The following is a 17,928-nucleotide window of genomic DNA, read 5'->3' on the forward strand; positions in this document are numbered from 1 at the left end:
GGTCTCCTCCCGGCTTCCGGCCCGCCGGTCAGTCGGCGGCGTCGGCGGGCACGGGGACGTGAGTCGTCCCGCCGCGCCCGCGATCGTCTTCCTGGCTCCCCGCCCGCGCGTCGCCGTCCGCGGCGGGGTCCCGCGTCGCCTCCCTCAGCTCCGCGATGGCGGCCTCGAAGTCGTCGAGCGAGTCGAACGCCCGATAGACCGAGGCGAATCGCAGATATGCGACGAGGTCGAGTTCCTGCAACGGGCCGAGTATGGCCAGACCCACGTCGTGGGTGGTCAGCTCGGCGCTTCCGGTGGCCCGCACCGCCTCCTCGACCCGCTGGCCGAGCTGGGCGAGTGCGTCCTCGGTGACAGGCCGTCCCTGGCATGCCTTGCGCACGCCGTTGATGACCTTGGTGCGACTGAAGGGCTCGGTGACTCCGGACCGCTTCACCACCATGAGCGAGCACGTCTCCACGGTCGTGAAACGACGGGAGCAGTCGGGGCACTGGCGGCGCCTGCGGATCGACGTGCCGTCGTCGGTCGTACGACTGTCGACCACACGGCTGTCGGGGTGCCTGCAGAAGGGACAGTGCATGATCTCCAACCCTCCTCACAGCAGACTCAAAAGCCTCGTCAGACCCCATGGGCCCCGCGAAGCAGCCCTAAGCATAGGCGATCGCGGAGCCTTCTCAGACCCGGGGGACCACAACTTGTGGGCTGCTGTAGCCATCCAACCACTAGATGTGGGGCTTGGCTCATACACAGAGGCAGACTCGCGTGTCGTGGGAGGGGAGCCGGCCACGCGCACGCGTCCGGCCCTGGTCGCGGGTACCCGCCGGCGACTCACCCGAACACGCGGACGCAGCACCGTATCTCTGTGGTGCTTACGGAGATACCGTGGGCGCCGCACGGAGGACGCGTGGGACTCCGGCACAGAACGGGCCCGGGTCCCGGTCGACGAGGTTCCGGATGGCAGACTGGGGCACGGCTCACGAGGCCGGGATCCCGGCGGTGAACAGTACAACAATGGGCGCTTCTACCCGTCGGGTACCGCGTTAGCCATACACCCAGGCACGTGATCGCGTCAGGTGAACCTCACTTTTTCACTCGAACGTGTGTTTGGCGCAACCTTTCGAAAGCAACTACCGTTGTCCAGCAGGGAGACCATCGAGAGGGGCCGACGTGACCACCACCGCAGACAGTGCCACCATCACTGCCCAGGACCGCCCCCAGGGCCGAGTCGAGCCGGTACACGCGATGAACGAAGCCACGAATCCCGAGGGACACAAGCGCTCCCTGCCGGGCCGACCTCCAGGCATCCGGGCCGACAGCTCAGGACTCACCGACCGGCAACGCCGGGTGATCGAGGTCATCCGCGACTCCGTCCAGCGACGGGGATACCCGCCGTCGATGCGTGAGATCGGCCAGGCCGTAGGCCTCTCCAGCACGTCCTCGGTCGCACACCAGCTGATGGCACTGGAGCGCAAGGGCTTCCTGCGCCGCGACCCGCACCGCCCGCGCGCCTACGAGGTGCGCGGCTCGGACCAGGCCGTGACGGTGCAGCCCACGGACACCGCCGGCAAGCCCGCCGCGTCCTACGTCCCCCTGGTCGGCCGTATCGCCGCCGGTGGCCCCATCCTCGCGGAGGAGTCCGTCGAGGACGTCTTCCCCCTCCCCCGCCAGCTCGTCGGTGACGGCGAGCTGTTCGTCCTCAAGGTCGTCGGCGACTCCATGATCGAGGCCGCGATCTGCGACGGCGACTGGGTCACCGTCCGCCGCCAGCCCGTCGCCGAGAACGGCGACATCGTCGCGGCCATGCTCGACGGCGAGGCCACCGTGAAGCGCTTCAAGCGCGAGGACGGCCATGTCTGGCTCCTCCCGCACAACGCGGCCTACGAGCCGATCCCGGGCGACGACGCGACCATCCTCGGCAAGGTCGTCGCCGTGCTGCGGCGTGTGTGACCGCTGCGGCGGACGGGCCTGTCGGCCTGCTCCCTGACCGGGCCCCGGAACCCCTGCGCCGGTTCCGGGGCCCACGTTTTTCGGCGCACCGCACACCGAGCCTCTACCGGGCGGTCGTGCAAGAGGTGGCCTGACCGTCTTCCGGTCAGGCCACCTTTCGATCACTGGGCAGCCATCTGCTCCGCTTCGGACGCCTTGGCCGCCGCGTCGATCGCGGACAGCGACTTGCGGACCTGGTTACGGTCCGTGGTGAACCAGAAGTCCGGCAGTGACGCCTTCAGATAGCTGCCGTACCGCGCGGTGGCAAGGCGCTGATCCAGTACGGCGACCACACCCCGGTCCCCGGACGCGCGTACGAGACGGCCGGCACCCTGGGCCATCAGCAGGGCCGCGTGCGTGGCGGCCACCGCCATGAAGCCGTTGCCCCCCGCGTCCTCCACCGCCTTCTGGCGCGCGCTCATCAGCGGGTCGTCGGGGCGCGGGAACGGGATCTTGTCCATGACGACCAGTTGGCAGCTGGGCCCCGGGACGTCGACACCCTGCCACAACGACAGCGTGCCGAAGAGACAGGTCTTCGGATCGGCCGCGAAGTTCTTGATCAGCTCGCCGAGCGTCTCCTCGCCCTGCAGCAGGATCGGGAACTCGGGAATCCGGGAGCGCAGCTCCTCCGCCGCGAGCTGGGCGGCCCGCATGGACGAGAACAGCCCCAGAGTGCGGCCGCCCGCCGCCTGGATCAGCTCGGTCAGCTCGTCGAGCATGTCGCCGCGCTCGCCGTCTCGTGCGGGGCGCGCCAGATGCTTGGCGACGTACAGGATGCCCTGCTTGCGGTAGTCGAAGGGGGAGCCGACGTCGACGCCCTTCCACTGCGGCAGGTCCTCGCCCTCCGTCCCCTCCGGGCCGAGCCCCAGGGAGGCACCCACGCCGTTGAAGTCACCGCCCAGCTTGAGGGTCGCCGACGTGAGGACGACGCTGCGGTCAGCGAACAGCTTCTCCCTCAGCAGCCCCGAGACCGACATGGGTGCGACCCGCAGGGAGGCACCGAAGCGGTCGTGGCGCTCGTACCAGACGACGTCCCACTCCGAGCCGTTCACGACTCGTTCCGCCACGTCGTGCACCGACTCCACCGAGGCCAGCGCCTGCTTGCGGACCGCGTCCTCGTCCTGGACCGACTTGTCGCGCGTCGCACCGATCGCGGAGATCACCGTACGAGCGGCATCGCGCAACGCCATCAGCGCATAGCCGAGATCCTCCGGGATCTCCTCGAGCCGGCCCGGCAGCGCTAGTTCCATCAGCCGCTCGAAGCCCTCCGCGGCGGTCTGGAGCTGGTCGGCGGCCTTCTCGTTGACGAGCTTGGCGGCACGGCGCACGGCCCGGTTGACCTGACCGGGGGTGAGTTCGCCCGTGGCGACGCCCGTGACACGGGAGACGAGTTCGTGCGCCTCGTCGACGATCAGCACCTCGTGCTGGGGCAGCACCGGGGCGCCCTCGATGGCGTCGATGGCGAGCAGGGCATGGTTGGTGACCACGACCTCGGCGAGCTTGGCGCGCTCCCGGGCCGTCTCCGCGAAGCACTCGGCGCCGTACGCGCACTTCGACGCCCCGAGGCACTCCCGCGACGACACCGACACCTGGGCCCAGGCCCGGTCCGAGACGCCCGGGGTGAGGTCGTCCCGGTCACCGCTCTCGGTCTCGTCCGCCCAGTCCCGCAGCCGCAGCAGGTCCTGGCCGAGCTTGCTGGTGGGCGCGGCGGCCTCGAACTGGTCGAAGAGACCCTCTTCCTCGTCCTGCGGCATGCCCTCGTGGAGGCGGTGCAGGCACAGGTAGTTCGACCGGCCCTTGAGCATGGCGAAGTCCGGGCGACGGCGCAGCAGGGGGTGGAGCGCGTCGACCGTGCGTGGCAGGTCCCGCTCCACCAGCTGGCGCTGCAGGGCGAGGGTGGCGGTCGCGACGATCACTCTTTCTCCGTGCGCGAGCGCGGGCACGAGGTAGCCCAGCGACTTACCGGTGCCGGTGCCGGCCTGCACCAGGAGATGGGATCCGTCGTCGATCACCTCGGCGACCGCTTCGGCCATGGTCACCTGGCCGGGGCGCTCCGTGCCGCCGACGGCGGTGACGGCGGCATGGAGGAGTTCGGGGAGTGAGGGCTTCGTCATAGCCCGACCACCCTACGGCCCGGCACTGACAAACGGGCGAGCACGGTGAGGAGAGGGGGCGGGATCACGGCCGGGCTCCTGGGAGGGGACGGGTGGGGCGGCGGGAACGGGGCGAGCGAGTGGAACTGGCGGAACGGGACGAGCGGACCGTACGGAGTGGCGAGCGGGCCGCCGCACCGCAGGTGCGTGCGTCATCACACGGCGCTACAGCACACCGCGCAGATTCCGGTCGCGGACCATGAGGGCGGCCCGTTTGTCGGGCAGGTCGACCTCGGCCGCGTACCGGAAGCCGGCGCTCAGGAACGCGGCGATGGAGGGGGTGTTGCGGAGATCGGGTTCCGCCACGACACGTGCGCACGCGGGGCGCCGGTCGAGGATGAGGTCGGCCACGGCCCTGAGCAGGGTGGACCCCAGCCCCCGCCCGCGGTCCTCGGCGCTGCCGACGAGGAGGTGTACCCCGGTGTCGTGCGGTCGGGCCGGATAGCGACGGGCCAGCGGATCGAGGTCCGCCCGGTAGATCTCCCAGTAGCTCATCGGGGTGCCGTCCAGCGCACCCAGACACGGCACGCTGCGTCCGTCGCCGTCGAGCTGGGTCCGCAGGTGGTCCTCGATCCGCTTCCGGGGTCCGGCCAGGTCCCAGAAGTGAGCGACGGCCGGGTCGTTCATCCAGCCGTGGATCAGCGGCAGGTCGCGTTCGACGCGCACGGGCACCAGATGGAAGGAGCCGACGGGGGTGTCGGCCGGCCCCCAGGTGTGGAGCCGGTCGAGGAGGCCGGGCGTTCCGGCGGTGAAGAGAGCGACGAACTCGGAGGGGAGATGCAGGTCCAGGGTGTCCTCGCTGTCCGCGTCGTCGTCCTCGACGGCGAACCGGCTGAACACGGCGGCCCTGGTGCGGGTGGATGCGGCTCGGGGGCCGGTGCGGCCCGGGTCGGCGGGGGCGGATCCCCGGTCGGCGTTCGCGTCGGTGGGAGGCACGGGCGCTCCTCTCAGGAGATGGAGTGGGTCATGGTCCTCGGAAGTGCGGGAAGCGGGGCGGTTCGGCGGTGGGCGCGGCTCAGGACTGAAGGGGGTTGGCGATGGTCACGTAGACGGACTGGGTGTCGACCGGGCCGACGAGTTCGTCGAGGCCGTGCAGCCGGGTGAGCAGGTTGGCCTTGCAGCGCAGGACAGGTGAGTCGAGCAGGAGACCGGGCAGGGAGGTGCGCCGTGCGCCGGGGCCCGAGAGGAGGTCGGTGAGGAAGCGGCGGAAGGCCGCGAGCAGCAGACGCTCGTCGGCGAGATGCTGTGAGCCGAAGGCGCCGATCAGTCCCAGCACGTTGTTGACGGCGAGGTAGTAGACGAAGCGTTCGTCGGTGACCTCGTCGGTGACGAAGGTGTCGCTGTGTTCGCCGATGCCGGGCAGCCGGGCGGCCAGTTCGGCTCGCCGGGACTCGCGGAAGTAGTACCCCTGGTTGTCGCGGTAGCGGCCGCCTGCGGGCCAGCCGTCGCGGTCCAGCAGGACCAGGGTGTTCTGCTGGTGGGCCTCGAGGGCGATGCCGGCCTCGCTGTCCAGCCAGAGCACGGGGCGGACGACTTGTTCCAGGTAGCGCAGGAACCACTCCGCCGCGACGGCTCCGACGGGGCGCCCGGTGCGTGCGGCAAGCCGGGCCATGAGCAGGGCGAGCCGGGACCGCATGGTTACGGCGGTGTGAGGCAACGGCGAGTCGGTGTCCGGCTCGGGGTGCGGCCGGGGCGAGACGAGTCCTGCCACGCAGGCGACGTCGTCGGTCGGGGCGAACGGATTGTGCCTGAGCAGCGCGTCGAGTCCGGGTACGGGCCGTCCGTCCCGGTCGTCGACGGCGAGCCAGGCCGGGTCGCGGACGATGTCGAAGCCGGGGTGTACGGCCTGCCACTGCTTGAGCAGGCCCGTGCGGAGCAGCCGGTGCACCTCGACTCCGCGGTGCAGCTCCTTGCGGAGGTTCTCGCGCCGGGAGTTGGTGATGCGCAGGCCCAGCGACAGTTTGAGCATGGCGGACGCCCCGGTCCGGTGGACGGTTCGCACGGAGGAGGTGGGGTGCCAGGCGAGGCCGATGGCCCCGAGGTCGTGGAGCAGTCCGGCGTCGAGCAGTGCCGCGACGCGTGCGTCGTGCCGTGCCTCGCGCGCCTGCCACGGGTGCAGGGGCAGGGCGGCGTAGCCGTCGGGCAGCGGCAGGGCGGTGCCGGCGAGGCGTCGCGTGAGGTGGCCGGCGCAGACGGGACGGCCGCGCTCGGTCCAGGCCGAGTCGGTGGCGAGCAGCGAGGGGGCGACGGCCATCCAGTGCAGGGGGAAGGAGCCGCGTAGTTCGGGTGAGTAGCGGCGGGCTTCGGCCTCGGTCAGGCCTTCCCGGCTCTTGGGGGTCGGGTGCAGGGGGTGTCCGAGGAGGAGGGCCTGCTCGGCGCCGAGGAAGAGATCGGGGGTGTCGGCGGGGCGTGCACGCCGGTCGCTGAGGAAGGTCGCGGTGCGGTGGAGGGAGTCGGCCACCCTGGCCACGAGGTCGCCACCGTCTCCGTGGCCCCCCGCGGAGGGGCCGGGCGGGGATGGCCGGCCTGCCGCGGCCGCGGAGGGAAGCGTCACGGGAGAGGATGCCGCCGCCGTCGAGGCGCTCGAACCCGGGGGCGGGGAGTCCGAGGCCCACGAGGTCTCCCGGGTGAGGAGCGCCGCGAGGGTGACGGCGTCGACGGGAGGGGCGGTCGGCGGTACGCCGGTGAGTCGGGGTGGTCCGAATCGGTGCCACCCGGTGAGGGACCAGTAGCGGACCGGGACGGTCAGGGAGACGCCGCTCGCGGGCAGCGGAACGAGGAGGGCGCCGGTCGTGGGGGCGGCGAGGTCGGTCTCGCGTACCCAGCACCGCAGAAGGTTCTCCACGGCGGCGGCTTGAGCGGCGGTGACGGGATCGGGATCCTCCAGCGGATCGGTGCCGGGCTCCGTGACTCGCGTCGGTGACACGCTCCGCCGTTTCTGCTGGGGCACCGACTCGGCGAGCGGGACGGGAGAGTTCGGGGCGCCGGAGTCTCCCTGCTCGTCGGGAGCACCGGAGCGGCCGTCCGGGTTGGGGGTGTCGGTCATGACGGCTCCTCGGGATGCGGGGACGTGCCGATGCCGGGCCATACCTGTCGTCCGCTCGGTCGGCGTCCCCGGCAGAGGTGACCGCCGGAACGGCGGAGTCGGGGGCCGCGTCGGCCGGCGGCGGGCGGGCGTGAGCGGGACGGCAGCGGAGTTGTCACGGGATTTCGGTGTCGGGCTGGACGTTCCTGGAGGGGTGAGGGTGTGCTGAGGCGCAATCCCCGCGGGCGGGGCCCGTGCCCACTGGGTGTGCTCGGTCCTCAGCCGCTGCGCTGGGCCGGGCCGTGGTGTCGGCGGTGGCGTGGATCGTGGTGGGTGTGGTCGCGGGCCACCGCCGCCACCGCGTCGGACAGGCGGTCCAGGACCGCTGCCGCCTGCTCCTCGCTGATCGTCAGCGGAGGGAGCAGCCGGACCACGGCGGAGTGACGGCCGCCGAGTTCGACGATCAACCCCCGTTGCAGGCACTCCCGTTGTACGGCCGCCGCGAGAGCCGGCGCTGCCGGGCGCGGGGTGCGGGTGGACTCCGGCCCGCTCGGTGCCGAGGACGGGCCGGCGGTCGCGGGCACAGGGTCCGGGGCGGAGCCGTCCGCCTCCGGGTCGACGAGCTCGACGCCGATCATCAACCCTCGGCCCCGCACCTCCCCCACGCACACGAAGTGACCGAGGTCGTCGCGGAGCCGGGTCAGCATGCGGGAGCCGAGGTCGGCGGCCCGGGCGGCGAGGCCGTTCTCGCGGACGTGGGTGAGGGTGGCGGTCCCGGCGGCCATGGCGAGCTGGTTGCCACGGAAGGTGCCCGCGTGGGCTCCGGGTTGCCAGACGTCGAGATCGTCGCGGTAGACGATCACGGCCAGGGGGAGGCTGCCGCCGATGGCCTTGGACAGCACCATGACGTCCGGGGTGACGCCGCTGTGGTCGACGGCCCAGAAGGCGCCGGTTCTGCCTACTCCGGTCTGGACCTCGTCGGCGATCAGCGGGATGGACCGGTCCTGGGTGACCCGGCGCATGCGGCGCAGCCAGTCGTCCGGTGCGGGGATCACCCCGCCCTCCCCCTGGACGGGTTCGAGGATCATCCCGGCGGGCAGCGGGACGCCCGACTTGGGGTCGTCGAGAAGGGACTCGGTCCACCGGGCGGCGGTCTCGGCGCCGCGTGTGCCGCCGATACCGAAGGGGCAGCGGTAGTCCTGCGGATAGGGCAGACGGGTCACCTGGACGTCGTGGGCGCCGCCGGAGGCGGCCAGCGCGCCTGCGGTCATGCCGTGGTAGGCGCCGGTGAAGGCGAGGATGCCGGTACGACCGGTAGCGACCCGGACCAGTTTCAGGGCGGCCTCGACGGCGTCCGTGCCGGCCGGGCCGCAGAACTGGACGCGGGCGCGTCCGGCGAGGCCGGGCGGCAGCGTGCGGAAGAGCTCGGTGATGAAGGCGTCCTTGACCGGGGTCGCGAGGTCGAGGACGGAGAGGGGGGCGCCGGAGTCGAGGACCCTGCGGACGGCTTCCAGGACCACGGGGTGGTTGTGGCCGAGGGCGAGGGTGCCGGCGCCGGAGAGGCAGTCGAGGTAGCGGCGGCCGTCGGCGCCCTCGATGGTGAGTCCTCGTGCCCTGACCGGCACGATGGGCAGCGCCCGGGCGTAGGTGCGCGCCGCGGATTCGCGCGCCGACTGACGCCGCAGGATCCCCTCGTGCACGGCCGGCGCTTGTCCGGGCAGCCCTTCGGCCACCGACTCCGTAACGGACACAGCTCGTTGTCCTCCCCGCTGTTCAGAGGCGTGTTGATGGCGGGGACCGGACTTGGGCAGCGGGCCCCCCACCGCTACAACCGCCGACCGCTCTACGGGTTACGGCCTGATTCGAAGTCATTTTCGCCGGACTTCAGGTCCGCCGTCCGGAACGGGGGTGGTGACGAGGAGACGTCAAGTCGAAAGATCCAGTAATGGTTGGCCAGGTCAGACGGCTTGTAGCCGAACCGTTGCCGATCCGTCGGAAGTCGCCCACAGCGAGCGCATAGTGTGTGATGCCGTTCCCAGTTGGCCGTGGGACCGGCGTGAACTCCCCGGGGGTTCGCCGCCGGTGGCACGGCCGAAGCGCCGAGTTCCTTCACCTCAGGGGGAGTCAAGACCATGCGATCCATACGGCCGCCGTTCACCGCTCGGCGAGGGAGGGGCAGCCGACGTACCTCCCCCGCGCTGGCGGCGGTCGCCCTCGTCTCGGCGCTGGCGCTGACCGCCACCGCCTGCAACGGCGACGACAAGGCCGACGGCAAGCCGACCGCCACCGCGACCGCGGCGAGCACCGGCGACGGAAAGATCAAGATCCCGGACGACCTCAAGGAGAGGCTCAAGGAGCACGGGATCGACGTCGACAAGTGGAAAGACGGCGCCTGGAAGAACTGGAACAGGGACGACTGGCTGCGCGAGGCCAACGACTTCATCAACCCGATCATCAAGGGTCTGTGGGACCCGGACCGGATGCGGGACGCCGACGACCCGGACAAGGGCGTCGACGACAACGACATCTCCGGTGACCAGGGCGTCACGGACCCGACGCCGCAGCCTGTGAGGGCGCAGGCCGTCGCGCCGCCGTACCACACCAGTGCCGCCACCTCGGGCAAGGTGTTCTTCGACTCCCCCGAGGGCACCATGGTGTGCTCGGCGACGGTCGTGAAGGACCCGGCCCACCCGGGCAAGTCCAACATGATCTGGACCGCGGGGCACTGTGTGCACGCCGGCAAGAAGGGCGGCTGGTACCGCAACATCGCGTTCGTGCCGTCGTACAACAACGCGGGCAAGTCGGCCGCGCAGCTGGAGGGCGCCAGCCGGGCCGAGGTCGCTCCGTACGGTGTCTGGTGGGCGGATGCCGCGCAGACCTCGCAGCAGTGGATCGACCAGGGTGGCGAGACGGGCGGCAACGGAGCCTCGTACGACTTCTCGGTCATCCATGTGACGCCGGAGCAGGGCAGTGACGGCAAGTCGCTGGAGGAGACGGTCGGCGGGGCGCTGCCGGTGAACTTCAATGCGCCGGCCGTGCCGAAGGTGCAGAGCATCACGGCGACCGGGTATCCGGCGGCGGCTCCCTTCGACGGTCAGCTGATGTACCAGTGCCAGGACAAGCCGGGCCGGCTGTCGATCGACAAGGCGGATCCGACGATGTACCGGATCGGCTGCACGATGACCGGTGGCTCCTCCGGTGGTGGCTGGGTGGAGACGGGCGCGGACGGCAAGCCGGCGCTGGTGTCCAACACCAGCATCGGCCCGGTCAGCTCGGGCTGGCTGGCCGGTCCCCGGCTCGGTGATGTGGCCAAGGGCGTGTACGACTCGGTCAGCAAGAAGTTCGCCGGGCGGTAGCCGCGCTCGCCGTGACAGCGCGAAGGCCCGCCGCCCCGAGGGGGTGGCGGGCCTTCGTGGTGTGCCGGGTCAGGCCGCGGAGACCGGCGCGTAGGGCGCCAGGTCCGCCGCCAGTTCCTCGTGCACCCGGACCTTGAGCAGGGTGCCCTCGGCGGTGTGCTCCTCGGAGAGCACCTCGCCCTCGGTGTGGGCGCGGGCGACGAGCTTGCCGTGGGTGTACGGCACGAGCGCCTCGACCTCGACCGAGGGGCGGGGCAGCTCGTCGTCGATCAGGGCGAGCAGCTCCTCGATGCCCCGGCCGGTGCGGGCCGAGACGGCGATGGAGCGCTTCTCCACGCGAAGCAGCCGCTGGAGGACCAGCGGGTCGGCCGCGTCCGCCTTGTTGATCACGACGATCTCGGGCACGTCGGTGGCGCCGACGTCCCGGATCACCTCGCGCACGGCGGCGAGCTGCTCCTCCGGGGCGGGGTGCGAGCCGTCCACCACGTGCAGGATCAGGTCGGAGTCGCCGACCTCCTCCATGGTGGAGCGGAACGCCTCGACCAGGTGGTGCGGCAGGTGCCGGACGAAGCCGACGGTGTCCACCAGCGTGTGCAGGCGGCCGCTCGGGGTCTCCGCGCGGCGGACGGTCGGGTCCAGGGTCGCGAACAGGGCGTTCTCGACCAGGACGCCGGCGCCCGTGAGCCGGTTGAGCAGGGAGGACTTGCCGGCGTTGGTGTAGCCCGCGATGGCGACGGACGGCACCTTGTTCCGCCGGCGCTCCTGGCGCTTGATCTCGCGGCCGGTCTTCATCTCCGCGATCTCCCGGCGCATCTTCGCCATCTTCTCGCGGATCCGGCGCCGGTCGGTCTCGATCTTGGTCTCACCGGGACCACGCGTGGCGAGGCCGCCGCGACCGCCACCCATCTGCCGGGACAGCGACTGGCCCCAGCCTCGCAGCCGCGGCAGCATGTACTGCATCTGCGCGAGCGCGACCTGCGCCTTGCCCTCTCGGGACTTGGCGTGCTGGGCGAAGATGTCCAGGATCAGGGCCGTGCGGTCGATGACCTTGACCTTGACCACGTCCTCCAGCTGGATGAGCTGGCCGGGGCTGAGCTCACCGTCGCAGATGACGGTGTCCGCGCCCGTTTCGATGACGACGTCCCGCAGCTCGGCGGCCTTGCCGGAGCCGATGTAGGTGGCCGCGTCGGGCTTGTCGCGGCGCTGGATGACGCCGTCGAGCACCTGCGCGCCCGCCGTCTCCGCGAGGGCGGCCAGCTCCGCGAGGGAGTTGTCGGCGTCCTGGGCGGTTCCGGTGGTCCACACGCCGACGAGCACGACCCGCTCCAGGCGGAGCTGGCGGTACTCGACCTCGGTGACGTCCTCCAGCTCGGTGGACAGTCCCCCCACGCGGCGCAGGGCGGCGCGCTCGGAACGGTCGAACTGTTCGCCGTCACGCTCGCCGTCGATCTCGTGGCTCCAGGCGACGTCCTCTTCCATCAGGGCATCGGCCCGAAGACCTTCGGGATAGGCGTGCGCGAGGCGCTGGGTGTCCTGGGAAGGGGAAGAAGAGGAGGTCATTGGATCCTTACGTCGATGGGAATGCCGTTACGGCGCGTCCGGGAGGTACCTGGACCGCTCGTGGTGTCCAACGCTCGGGTACCCCGGGAGATTCCCGTGTCCCGTGCGGCGCCGACCGAATGATGGTCGCACGGGACGGCACGTCTCGTCACCGGGTTATCGCCGGGTGTGCGCCTTGGTGGCCTGGTCGGGCGGTGCGCTCTTCCAGTCGGGGTGGCCGGGCATGGGCGGGGTCTTCTCGCCGTACAGCCAGGCCTGGAAGAAGCCGCCCAGGTCGCGGCCGGCGACGGCCGAGGCCAGCCGCACGAAGTCGGCGGTGGTGGCGGTGGAGTCCCGGTGCTGCTGGACCCAGAGCCGTTCCAGCCGCTCGAAGGCGGGCCGGCCGATCTCCTGCCGCAGGGCGTACAGCACGAGCGCGGCGCCGTCGTAGATGTTGGGCCGGAAGATGCTGATCTTCTCGCCGGGCACGGGCGCCTTGGGCAGCGCGGGCGGGCCGCCGGACTGGCGCCAGCGGTCGGAGGCACCGTAGGCGGCCTTCATGCGGTCCACCATGGGCCGCTTCGCGGTCTCCTCGGAGTACAGCGCCTCGTACCAGGTGGCGTGGCCCTCGTTCAGCCAGACGTCGGACCAGGTGCGGGGGCTGACGCTGTCGCCGAACCACTGGTGGGACAGCTCGTGCACCATGACCGATTCGACGTACCACTTGGGGTAGGCGGGCTCGGTGAACAGTTCCTTCTCGAACAGCGAGAGGGTCTGGGTCTCCAGCTCGAAGCCGGTGGACGCCTGTGCCATGAGCACGCCGTACGTCTCGAACGGGTACCTGCCGACCTTGTTCTCCAGCCAGGCGATCTGGCCGGGGGTCTTGGCGAGCCAGGGTTCGAGGGCCTTGCGGTCGGCGCTGGGCACGACGTCCCGGACGGGCAGCCCGTGCGGTCCCTGGCGGCGCACCACGGCGGAGCGGCCGATGGACACCTGGGCGAGTTCGGTGGCCATGGGGTGCTGGGTGCGGTAGGTCCAGGTGGTGGTGGTCCCGACCCGGTCCGCTCCGGCGGGCAGGCCGTTGGCGACGGCGGTCCAGCCGTTCGGCGCGGTGATCCGGAAGGTGAACATCGCCTTGTCGGAGGGGTGGTCGTTGCAGGGGAAGACCAGGTGCGCGGCGTCGGCCTGGTTGGCCATGGCCAGGCCGTCGGTGGTGCGCACCCACCCGCCCTCCTGGTTCTTGCCGGCGACGGGGTCGCTGGTGTGCCGCACGGTGATCCGGGTCCACAGGCCCCTGTGCAGGGAGTGGGCCGGGGTGACGACCAGGTCGTCGCCGGCCGTGGAGAAGTCGGCGGGGCGTCCGTCGACCTCGACGCTCTGGACGGTGCCGTGGGCGAAGTCGAGGTTCACGCGGTCGAGGTCGGCGGTGGTCCAGGCGTCGATGGTGGTGACGGCCTGCAGCGGCTTGTCGTTGGTGCCGGGGTAGGTGAGGTTCAGGTCGTACGAGGCAACGTCGTAGCCGGGATTTCCCAGGTACGGGTAGAGCCGGTCGCCGACGCCCAGGGGCTCGGCCGGGGCCGCGGCGGCGAGGAGGCAGACGGAGACGGCGGAGGCGAGCAGGGCCGCCTTCCGGTGCCGGGTGATCCGGGGCTTGGACCGAAGGCGAGGGGTGAGCAGCATGGACCACCGCTACCAGTGCCTCCGGGCGTTGCCGCGGAGCCGCGCACCCGACCCACCCGAACGGGTTGGGGAGCGAGGTCCTTCCTGCCGCATGCCGGGCGCCCGGGCCGAGGTCTCCGGTCGCCCTGCCGCGGGCCCGGACACAGCCGTCGGTCACCTCGCCGGGCCGGCGCGGGCCGACGGCTTGTCAGTGCTGGGCCCGGCCCACGTCGTACACCCCGGGCACGTCCCGCATGGCGCGCATCAGGCCCGGGAGTCGGGCCGCGTCGGGGAGCTGGAGGGTGTACGTGTGGCGCACGCGCTGCTGGCTGGGCGGTTCGACCGTGGCGGAGACGATCTCCGCGCCCTCCAGGGCGATCGCCTCGGTGAGATCGGCGAGCAGGTGGGGGCGCCCGAACGATTCAGCGACCAGTGTGACCCGGCATTCGGCGGTGTCTCCCCAGCGCACGCCGATCTCCGCACGCCCCCGGCTCTTCATGGGCGCCACCGCCGCGCACTCCGCGCGGTGCACGGTCACCACTCCCCCGCGGACCGCGAAGCCGGTGATCTCGTCGGGCGGTACGGGCGTACAGCACCGGGCGAGCCGTACAGAGGCACCTGGCAGGTCCGCGAGGACGTCGGCGCCGCGCGGCCGGGGCGCGGGGGCGGTGTCCGCGGGACCGGCGGGGGCGGCGGATTCGGCCGGCGCACCCGTGGGGCGTGCGGGAGCGGCTGCCTCCTGCCGTCCGGGGCGGGTGCCGCTCGGCTCCCCGGTGTCGGCGTCGCCCCCCGGGTGTGTCGCGAGCCAGCGCTGGATGGCGATGCGGGCGGCCGGGGTGTGGGCATGGTCCAGCCACTCGCGGGACGGCTCGGAGGCGGGGTCCTGGCCCATCAGGAGCTGGACGGTGTCGCCGTCCTTGAGGACGGTGCTGAGCGTGGCGAGGCGGCCGTTGACACGGGCGCCGATGCAGGCGTGCGCGTCCTCGCCGTACTGGGCGTAGGCGGCGTCCACACAGGTGGCTCCCTCGGGCAGGCCGAGGGTGCCGCCGTCGGGGCGGAACACGGTGATCTCGCGGTCCTGGGCGAGGTCCTCCCGCAGCGTGGACCAGAAGGTGTCGGGGTCGGGGGCGGCCTGCTGCCAGTCGAGGAGCCGGGAGAGCCAGCCGGGCCGGGTGGGGTCCGCGCGCTCGCCGTCGGCCGGGTCGTCGGCGCCCGGGGCGTACGGGTTCCCGAGCGCCACGACACCCGCCTCGGCGACCTTGTGCATCTGGTGGGTACGGATGAGGACTTCGACGACCTGGCCGTCCGGTCGGGCGACGGCGGTGTGCAGCGACTGGTAGAGGTTGAACTTGGGTACGGCGATGAAGTCCTTGAACTCCGAGACGACCGGCGTCATACAGGTGTGCAGTTCGCCGAGGACGCCGTAGCAGTCGGCGTCCTCGCCCACCAGCACCAGCAGCCGGCCGAAGTCGGCGCCGCGCAGCCGGCCCCGCTTGCGGGCGACGCGGTGGACGGAGACGAAGTGCCGGGGGCGGATGAGGACTTCGGCCTGGATGTCGGACTCGCGCAGCACACCGCGCATCTCCTCGGCGACCTCGGCGAGGGGATCGGCCTCGCGCGCGGCGTTCCCGGCGATGAGTTCCCTGGTGTGCTCGTACTCCTCGGGGTGGAGGATGGCGAAGACCAGGTCCTCCAGCTCGGTCTTGAGGGCCTGCACTCCGAGGCGCTCGGCGAGCGGGATGAGGACGTCACGGGTGACCTTGGCGATCCGCTCCTGTTTCTCGGGGCGCATCACGCCGAGGGTGCGCATGTTGTGCAGGCGGTCGGCGAGTTTGATCGACATCACGCGCACGTCGCTGCCGGTGGCGACGAGCATCTTGCGGAAGGTCTCGGGTTCGGCGGCCGCCCCGTAGTCGACCTTCTCCAGTTTCGTGACCCCGTCGACGAGATAACGAACCTCTTCGCCGAACTGTTCCCGCACCTGCTCCAGCGTCACATCGGTGTCCTCGACCGTGTCGTGCAGCAGCGAGGCCGTCAGCGTCGTCGTCTCGGCGCCGAGTTCCGCGAGGATGAGGGTCACGGCGAGAGGGTGCGTGATGTACGGTTCCCCGCTCTTGCGCATCTGGCCGCGGTGCGAGGACTCCGCCAGGACGTAGGCGCGGCGCAGGGGTTCGAGGTCGGCGTCGGGATGGTGGGCGCGGTGCGCGTCCGCGACATGGCTGATCGCGTCGGGCAGTCTGCCGCGTACGGCGGGGCCGAGCAGTGCGACGCGGCCGAGCCGCCGCAGGTCGATCCGGGGCCGGGACTTCCGGCGGGCCGCCGTGGGCGCCACAGACGGCGTCAGCGCCTGTGGCGCCGGGGGCGCTACCGGGCCAGGCGTCGCAGGATTCGTGGCCTCCGCACTCATGGGCACCTCCGGCTCGTGGACCGGTGGACGGGGCCCCAAGGGCGTACGAGGCTCAGGGATGGCGACGTTCCCCCGTCCGTGCCGGTGCTTGATGCTACCGAGCCCAACACGCCCGACCGACCGCCTCCGGGCGAGCGTGAAACGGATCACCCATTCGAGCGACCGCACCGAGGTTTAGGGTTTACGCCAAGTGCCCTTGAGTCGGCCGGGGTTTCGAACGACCCCGGCCGTGAGTACGTGCTGGTCCGTACGGGCGGGGCCGCAAGGCTCCCGGTCCAGCCGGATCAGCGGACGGCGTTTTCCAGCCATTCGGCGTCGATCTCGCCCTCGGCGACGATCACGGCGGGCCCGGTCATCTCGATCTCGCCGTCGGGCCGCTCGGTGATGACCAGGCGCCCGCCGGGCACGTCGACGGTGTACGTCGCCGGGGTGCCGGTGACGGCCGGGTCGGCCCCGTCGCGCCGCGCGGTGGCCACGGCGACGGCGCACGCGCCGGTGCCGCAGGAGCGGGTCTCGCCGGAACCGCGCTCGTGCACGCGCATGGCGACGTGGCGGGGGGCGCGGTCGACGACGAACTCGACGTTCACCCCGTCCGGGTAGGTGCCCGCGGGACTCACCGGCGGCGGGTCGAGCAGACGGCCGGCCTCTTCGAGGTCGGTCACGAAGGCGACCGCGTGGGGGTTTCCCATGTTCACGTTGCGGGCGGGCCAGCTGTGCTCGCCGACGCTCACCATGACGTCCCCCTCGGGGAGGCGGGCGCTGCCCATGCCGACGGTGACGTCACCGTCCTTCGCGATGTGTACGGACTTCACACCCGCGCGCGTGGCGATCGTGAGGTCCCCTTCGGCCACCTGACCGGCGTGCTGGAGGTAGCGCGCGAACACACGGACGCCGTTGCCGCACATCTCCGCGATGGAGCCGTCGCTGTTGCGGTAGTCCATGAACCACTCGGCCTCGGCGGCCATGGCCCGGGCCTCCGGGTGCGCGGCGGACCGTACGACGTGCAGCACCCCGTCGCCGCCGATGCCGGCCCGGCGGTCGCACAGGGCGGCGACGGCGGCCGGGGTCAGGTCGAGGGCGTTCTCGGGGTCCGGGACGATCACGAAGTCGTTCTCGGTGCCGTGACCCTTGAGGAAGGCGATCCGCGTGCTCATTCCTCGATCGTACGGGAGCGCTCCGCCGGGGAGCCGATGGGACGGGGACGGTGGGAACCGCCTCAGCGGAGTCTCGCCACGCGCCAGACGGCGAGGACCACGACCAACGCGACCAGCAGGACGTAGCCGAGGACGACCCGCCAGTCGGAGCGGCGGCCGGAGCCGCGCGGCGGCAGGCCGGGCCAGGTGTAGCCCACCCGGCGGGCGGCCATCATGCCCCAGCCGGCGGCGCACGAGCAGATCAGCAGGCCGAGCATGGCGATGACGGCACCGCTGTCGCCGAAGTCGAAGGCGAGCGGGAAGGCGAACATCAGGGACCCGACGGCGGAGAGCCCCACGATGGGCGCGAGCTGCCAGATGCGCAGCCGGCGCTGCGGGCGCAGCTCGACCTCGACCTCCGGGCCGCCCGGGTACATCTCCTCCGGCGACGGCCCGTCGGCGGTGACGCCGACAGGCGTCTCGTCGGGTCCGTCGTCGGCCAGACGGTCCTCGGCCAGACGGTCTTCCGCCAGCCGGTCGTCCGTCAGTGGATCTCCGTCCAGAGGATCTCCGGTCCGACGGTCCTCGACGTGCTCCCGGTCGTCACCCTCAGTGGTGACGTGCTCGGCGCTTTGCGCGGTGTCGCGAGGGCCGGCCTCCATCGCCACGCGCC

Annotated in this window: 12 protein-coding genes; 2 read left to right on the plus strand and 10 right to left on the minus strand. The window is 71.8% G+C overall.

All coding sequences use genetic code 11. From position 1 onward, the window contains the following. Positions 1–28: 28 nt before the first annotated feature. Complete coding sequence (nrdR, locus tag BLW57_RS11325; RefSeq protein WP_093480656.1) at positions 29–577, minus strand: transcriptional regulator NrdR; 549 nt, start codon at positions 575–577, stop codon at positions 29–31. 587 nt (positions 578–1,164) lie between these two features. On the opposite strand from nrdR, the gene lexA reads away from it, so the two are divergent. Next, on the plus strand, positions 1,165–1,944 hold the full coding sequence (lexA, locus tag BLW57_RS11330) for a transcriptional repressor LexA (protein WP_093474133.1): 780 nt from the start codon (positions 1,165–1,167) through the stop codon (positions 1,942–1,944). 161 nt (positions 1,945–2,105) lie between these two features. On the opposite strand, the gene BLW57_RS11335 is transcribed toward lexA, so the two are convergent. The 4 genes from BLW57_RS11335 to BLW57_RS11350 form a co-directional block, all read right to left on the minus strand. Next, positions 2,106–4,097 carry an ATP-dependent DNA helicase gene (locus BLW57_RS11335; RefSeq protein ID WP_093474135.1) on the minus strand — a complete coding sequence of 664 codons (1,992 nt, stop codon included), beginning with the start codon at positions 4,095–4,097 and terminating at the stop codon, positions 2,106–2,108. Between the two features lie 204 nt (positions 4,098–4,301). Beyond that, entirely contained in the window at positions 4,302–5,072 is a 771-nt protein-coding gene (locus BLW57_RS11340; RefSeq protein WP_093474136.1) for a GNAT family N-acetyltransferase, read from the minus strand. 79 nt (positions 5,073–5,151) lie between these two features. Further along, positions 5,152–7,182: an IucA/IucC family protein gene (locus BLW57_RS11345; protein ID WP_093474138.1), complete on the minus strand. Its 2,031-nt coding sequence runs from the start codon at positions 7,180–7,182 to the stop codon at positions 5,152–5,154. A 257-nt stretch (positions 7,183–7,439) separates the two neighbouring features. Further along, entirely contained in the window at positions 7,440–8,912 is a 1,473-nt protein-coding gene (locus tag BLW57_RS11350; RefSeq protein WP_093474139.1) for a diaminobutyrate--2-oxoglutarate transaminase family protein, read from the minus strand. A 381-nt stretch (positions 8,913–9,293) separates the two neighbouring features. On the opposite strand from BLW57_RS11350, the gene BLW57_RS11355 reads away from it, so the two are divergent. Then, positions 9,294–10,517, plus strand: a complete 1,224-nt coding sequence (locus tag BLW57_RS11355; RefSeq protein WP_176985548.1) for a trypsin-like serine peptidase — start codon at positions 9,294–9,296, stop codon at positions 10,515–10,517. Positions 10,518–10,586: 69 nt separating this feature from the next. On the opposite strand, the gene hflX is transcribed toward BLW57_RS11355, so the two are convergent. The 5 genes from hflX to BLW57_RS11380 form a co-directional block, all read right to left on the minus strand. Beyond that, on the minus strand, positions 10,587–12,077 hold the full coding sequence (gene hflX, locus BLW57_RS11360) for a GTPase HflX (RefSeq protein WP_093474141.1): 1,491 nt from the start codon (positions 12,075–12,077) through the stop codon (positions 10,587–10,589). A gap of 156 nt (positions 12,078–12,233) precedes the next feature. Continuing rightward, entirely contained in the window at positions 12,234–13,736 is a 1,503-nt protein-coding gene (locus BLW57_RS11365) for a M1 family metallopeptidase (protein WP_093474142.1), read from the minus strand. A 187-nt stretch (positions 13,737–13,923) separates the two neighbouring features. Next, a complete protein-coding gene (locus BLW57_RS11370) occupies positions 13,924–16,122 on the minus strand; it encodes a RelA/SpoT family protein (RefSeq protein WP_093474144.1) in 2,199 nt (732 codons plus the stop codon). Positions 16,123–16,406: 284 nt separating this feature from the next. After that, positions 16,407–17,276 carry a diaminopimelate epimerase gene (dapF, locus tag BLW57_RS11375; protein ID WP_093474145.1) on the minus strand — a complete coding sequence of 290 codons (870 nt, stop codon included), beginning with the start codon at positions 17,274–17,276 and terminating at the stop codon, positions 16,407–16,409. Positions 17,277–17,338: 62 nt separating this feature from the next. Continuing rightward, positions 17,339–17,917 carry a hypothetical protein gene (locus tag BLW57_RS11380; RefSeq protein WP_093474147.1) on the minus strand — a complete coding sequence of 193 codons (579 nt, stop codon included), beginning with the start codon at positions 17,915–17,917 and terminating at the stop codon, positions 17,339–17,341. Between the last annotated feature and the right edge of the window lie 11 nt (positions 17,918–17,928).

This window comes from Streptomyces sp. 1222.5 (assembly GCF_900105245.1).
GTDB classification, from domain to species: domain Bacteria; phylum Actinomycetota; class Actinomycetes; order Streptomycetales; family Streptomycetaceae; genus Streptomyces; species Streptomyces albidocamelliae.

What these genes read in the sequence shown, in the direction of transcription:
- nrdR (WP_093480656.1), bottom strand. Translation starts at nt 577, where the DNA reads ATGCACTGTCCCTTCTGCAGGCACCCCGACAGCCGTGTGGTCGACAGT.
- BLW57_RS11355 (WP_176985548.1), top strand. Translation starts at nt 9,294, where the DNA reads ATGCGATCCATACGGCCGCCGTTCACCGCTCGGCGAGGGAGGGGCAGC.
- hflX (WP_093474141.1), bottom strand. Translation starts at nt 12,077, where the DNA reads ATGACCTCCTCTTCTTCCCCTTCCCAGGACACCCAGCGCCTCGCGCAC.
- dapF (WP_093474145.1), bottom strand. Translation starts at nt 17,276, where the DNA reads ATGAGCACGCGGATCGCCTTCCTCAAGGGTCACGGCACCGAGAACGAC.
- BLW57_RS11335 (WP_093474135.1), bottom strand. Translation starts at nt 4,097, where the DNA reads ATGACGAAGCCCTCACTCCCCGAACTCCTCCATGCCGCCGTCACCGCC.
- BLW57_RS11380 (WP_093474147.1), bottom strand. Translation starts at nt 17,917, where the DNA reads ATGGAGGCCGGCCCTCGCGACACCGCGCAAAGCGCCGAGCACGTCACC.
- BLW57_RS11365 (WP_093474142.1), bottom strand. Translation starts at nt 13,736, where the DNA reads ATGCTGCTCACCCCTCGCCTTCGGTCCAAGCCCCGGATCACCCGGCAC.
- BLW57_RS11345 (WP_093474138.1), bottom strand. Translation starts at nt 7,182, where the DNA reads ATGACCGACACCCCCAACCCGGACGGCCGCTCCGGTGCTCCCGACGAG.
- BLW57_RS11370 (WP_093474144.1), bottom strand. Translation starts at nt 16,122, where the DNA reads ATGAGTGCGGAGGCCACGAATCCTGCGACGCCTGGCCCGGTAGCGCCC.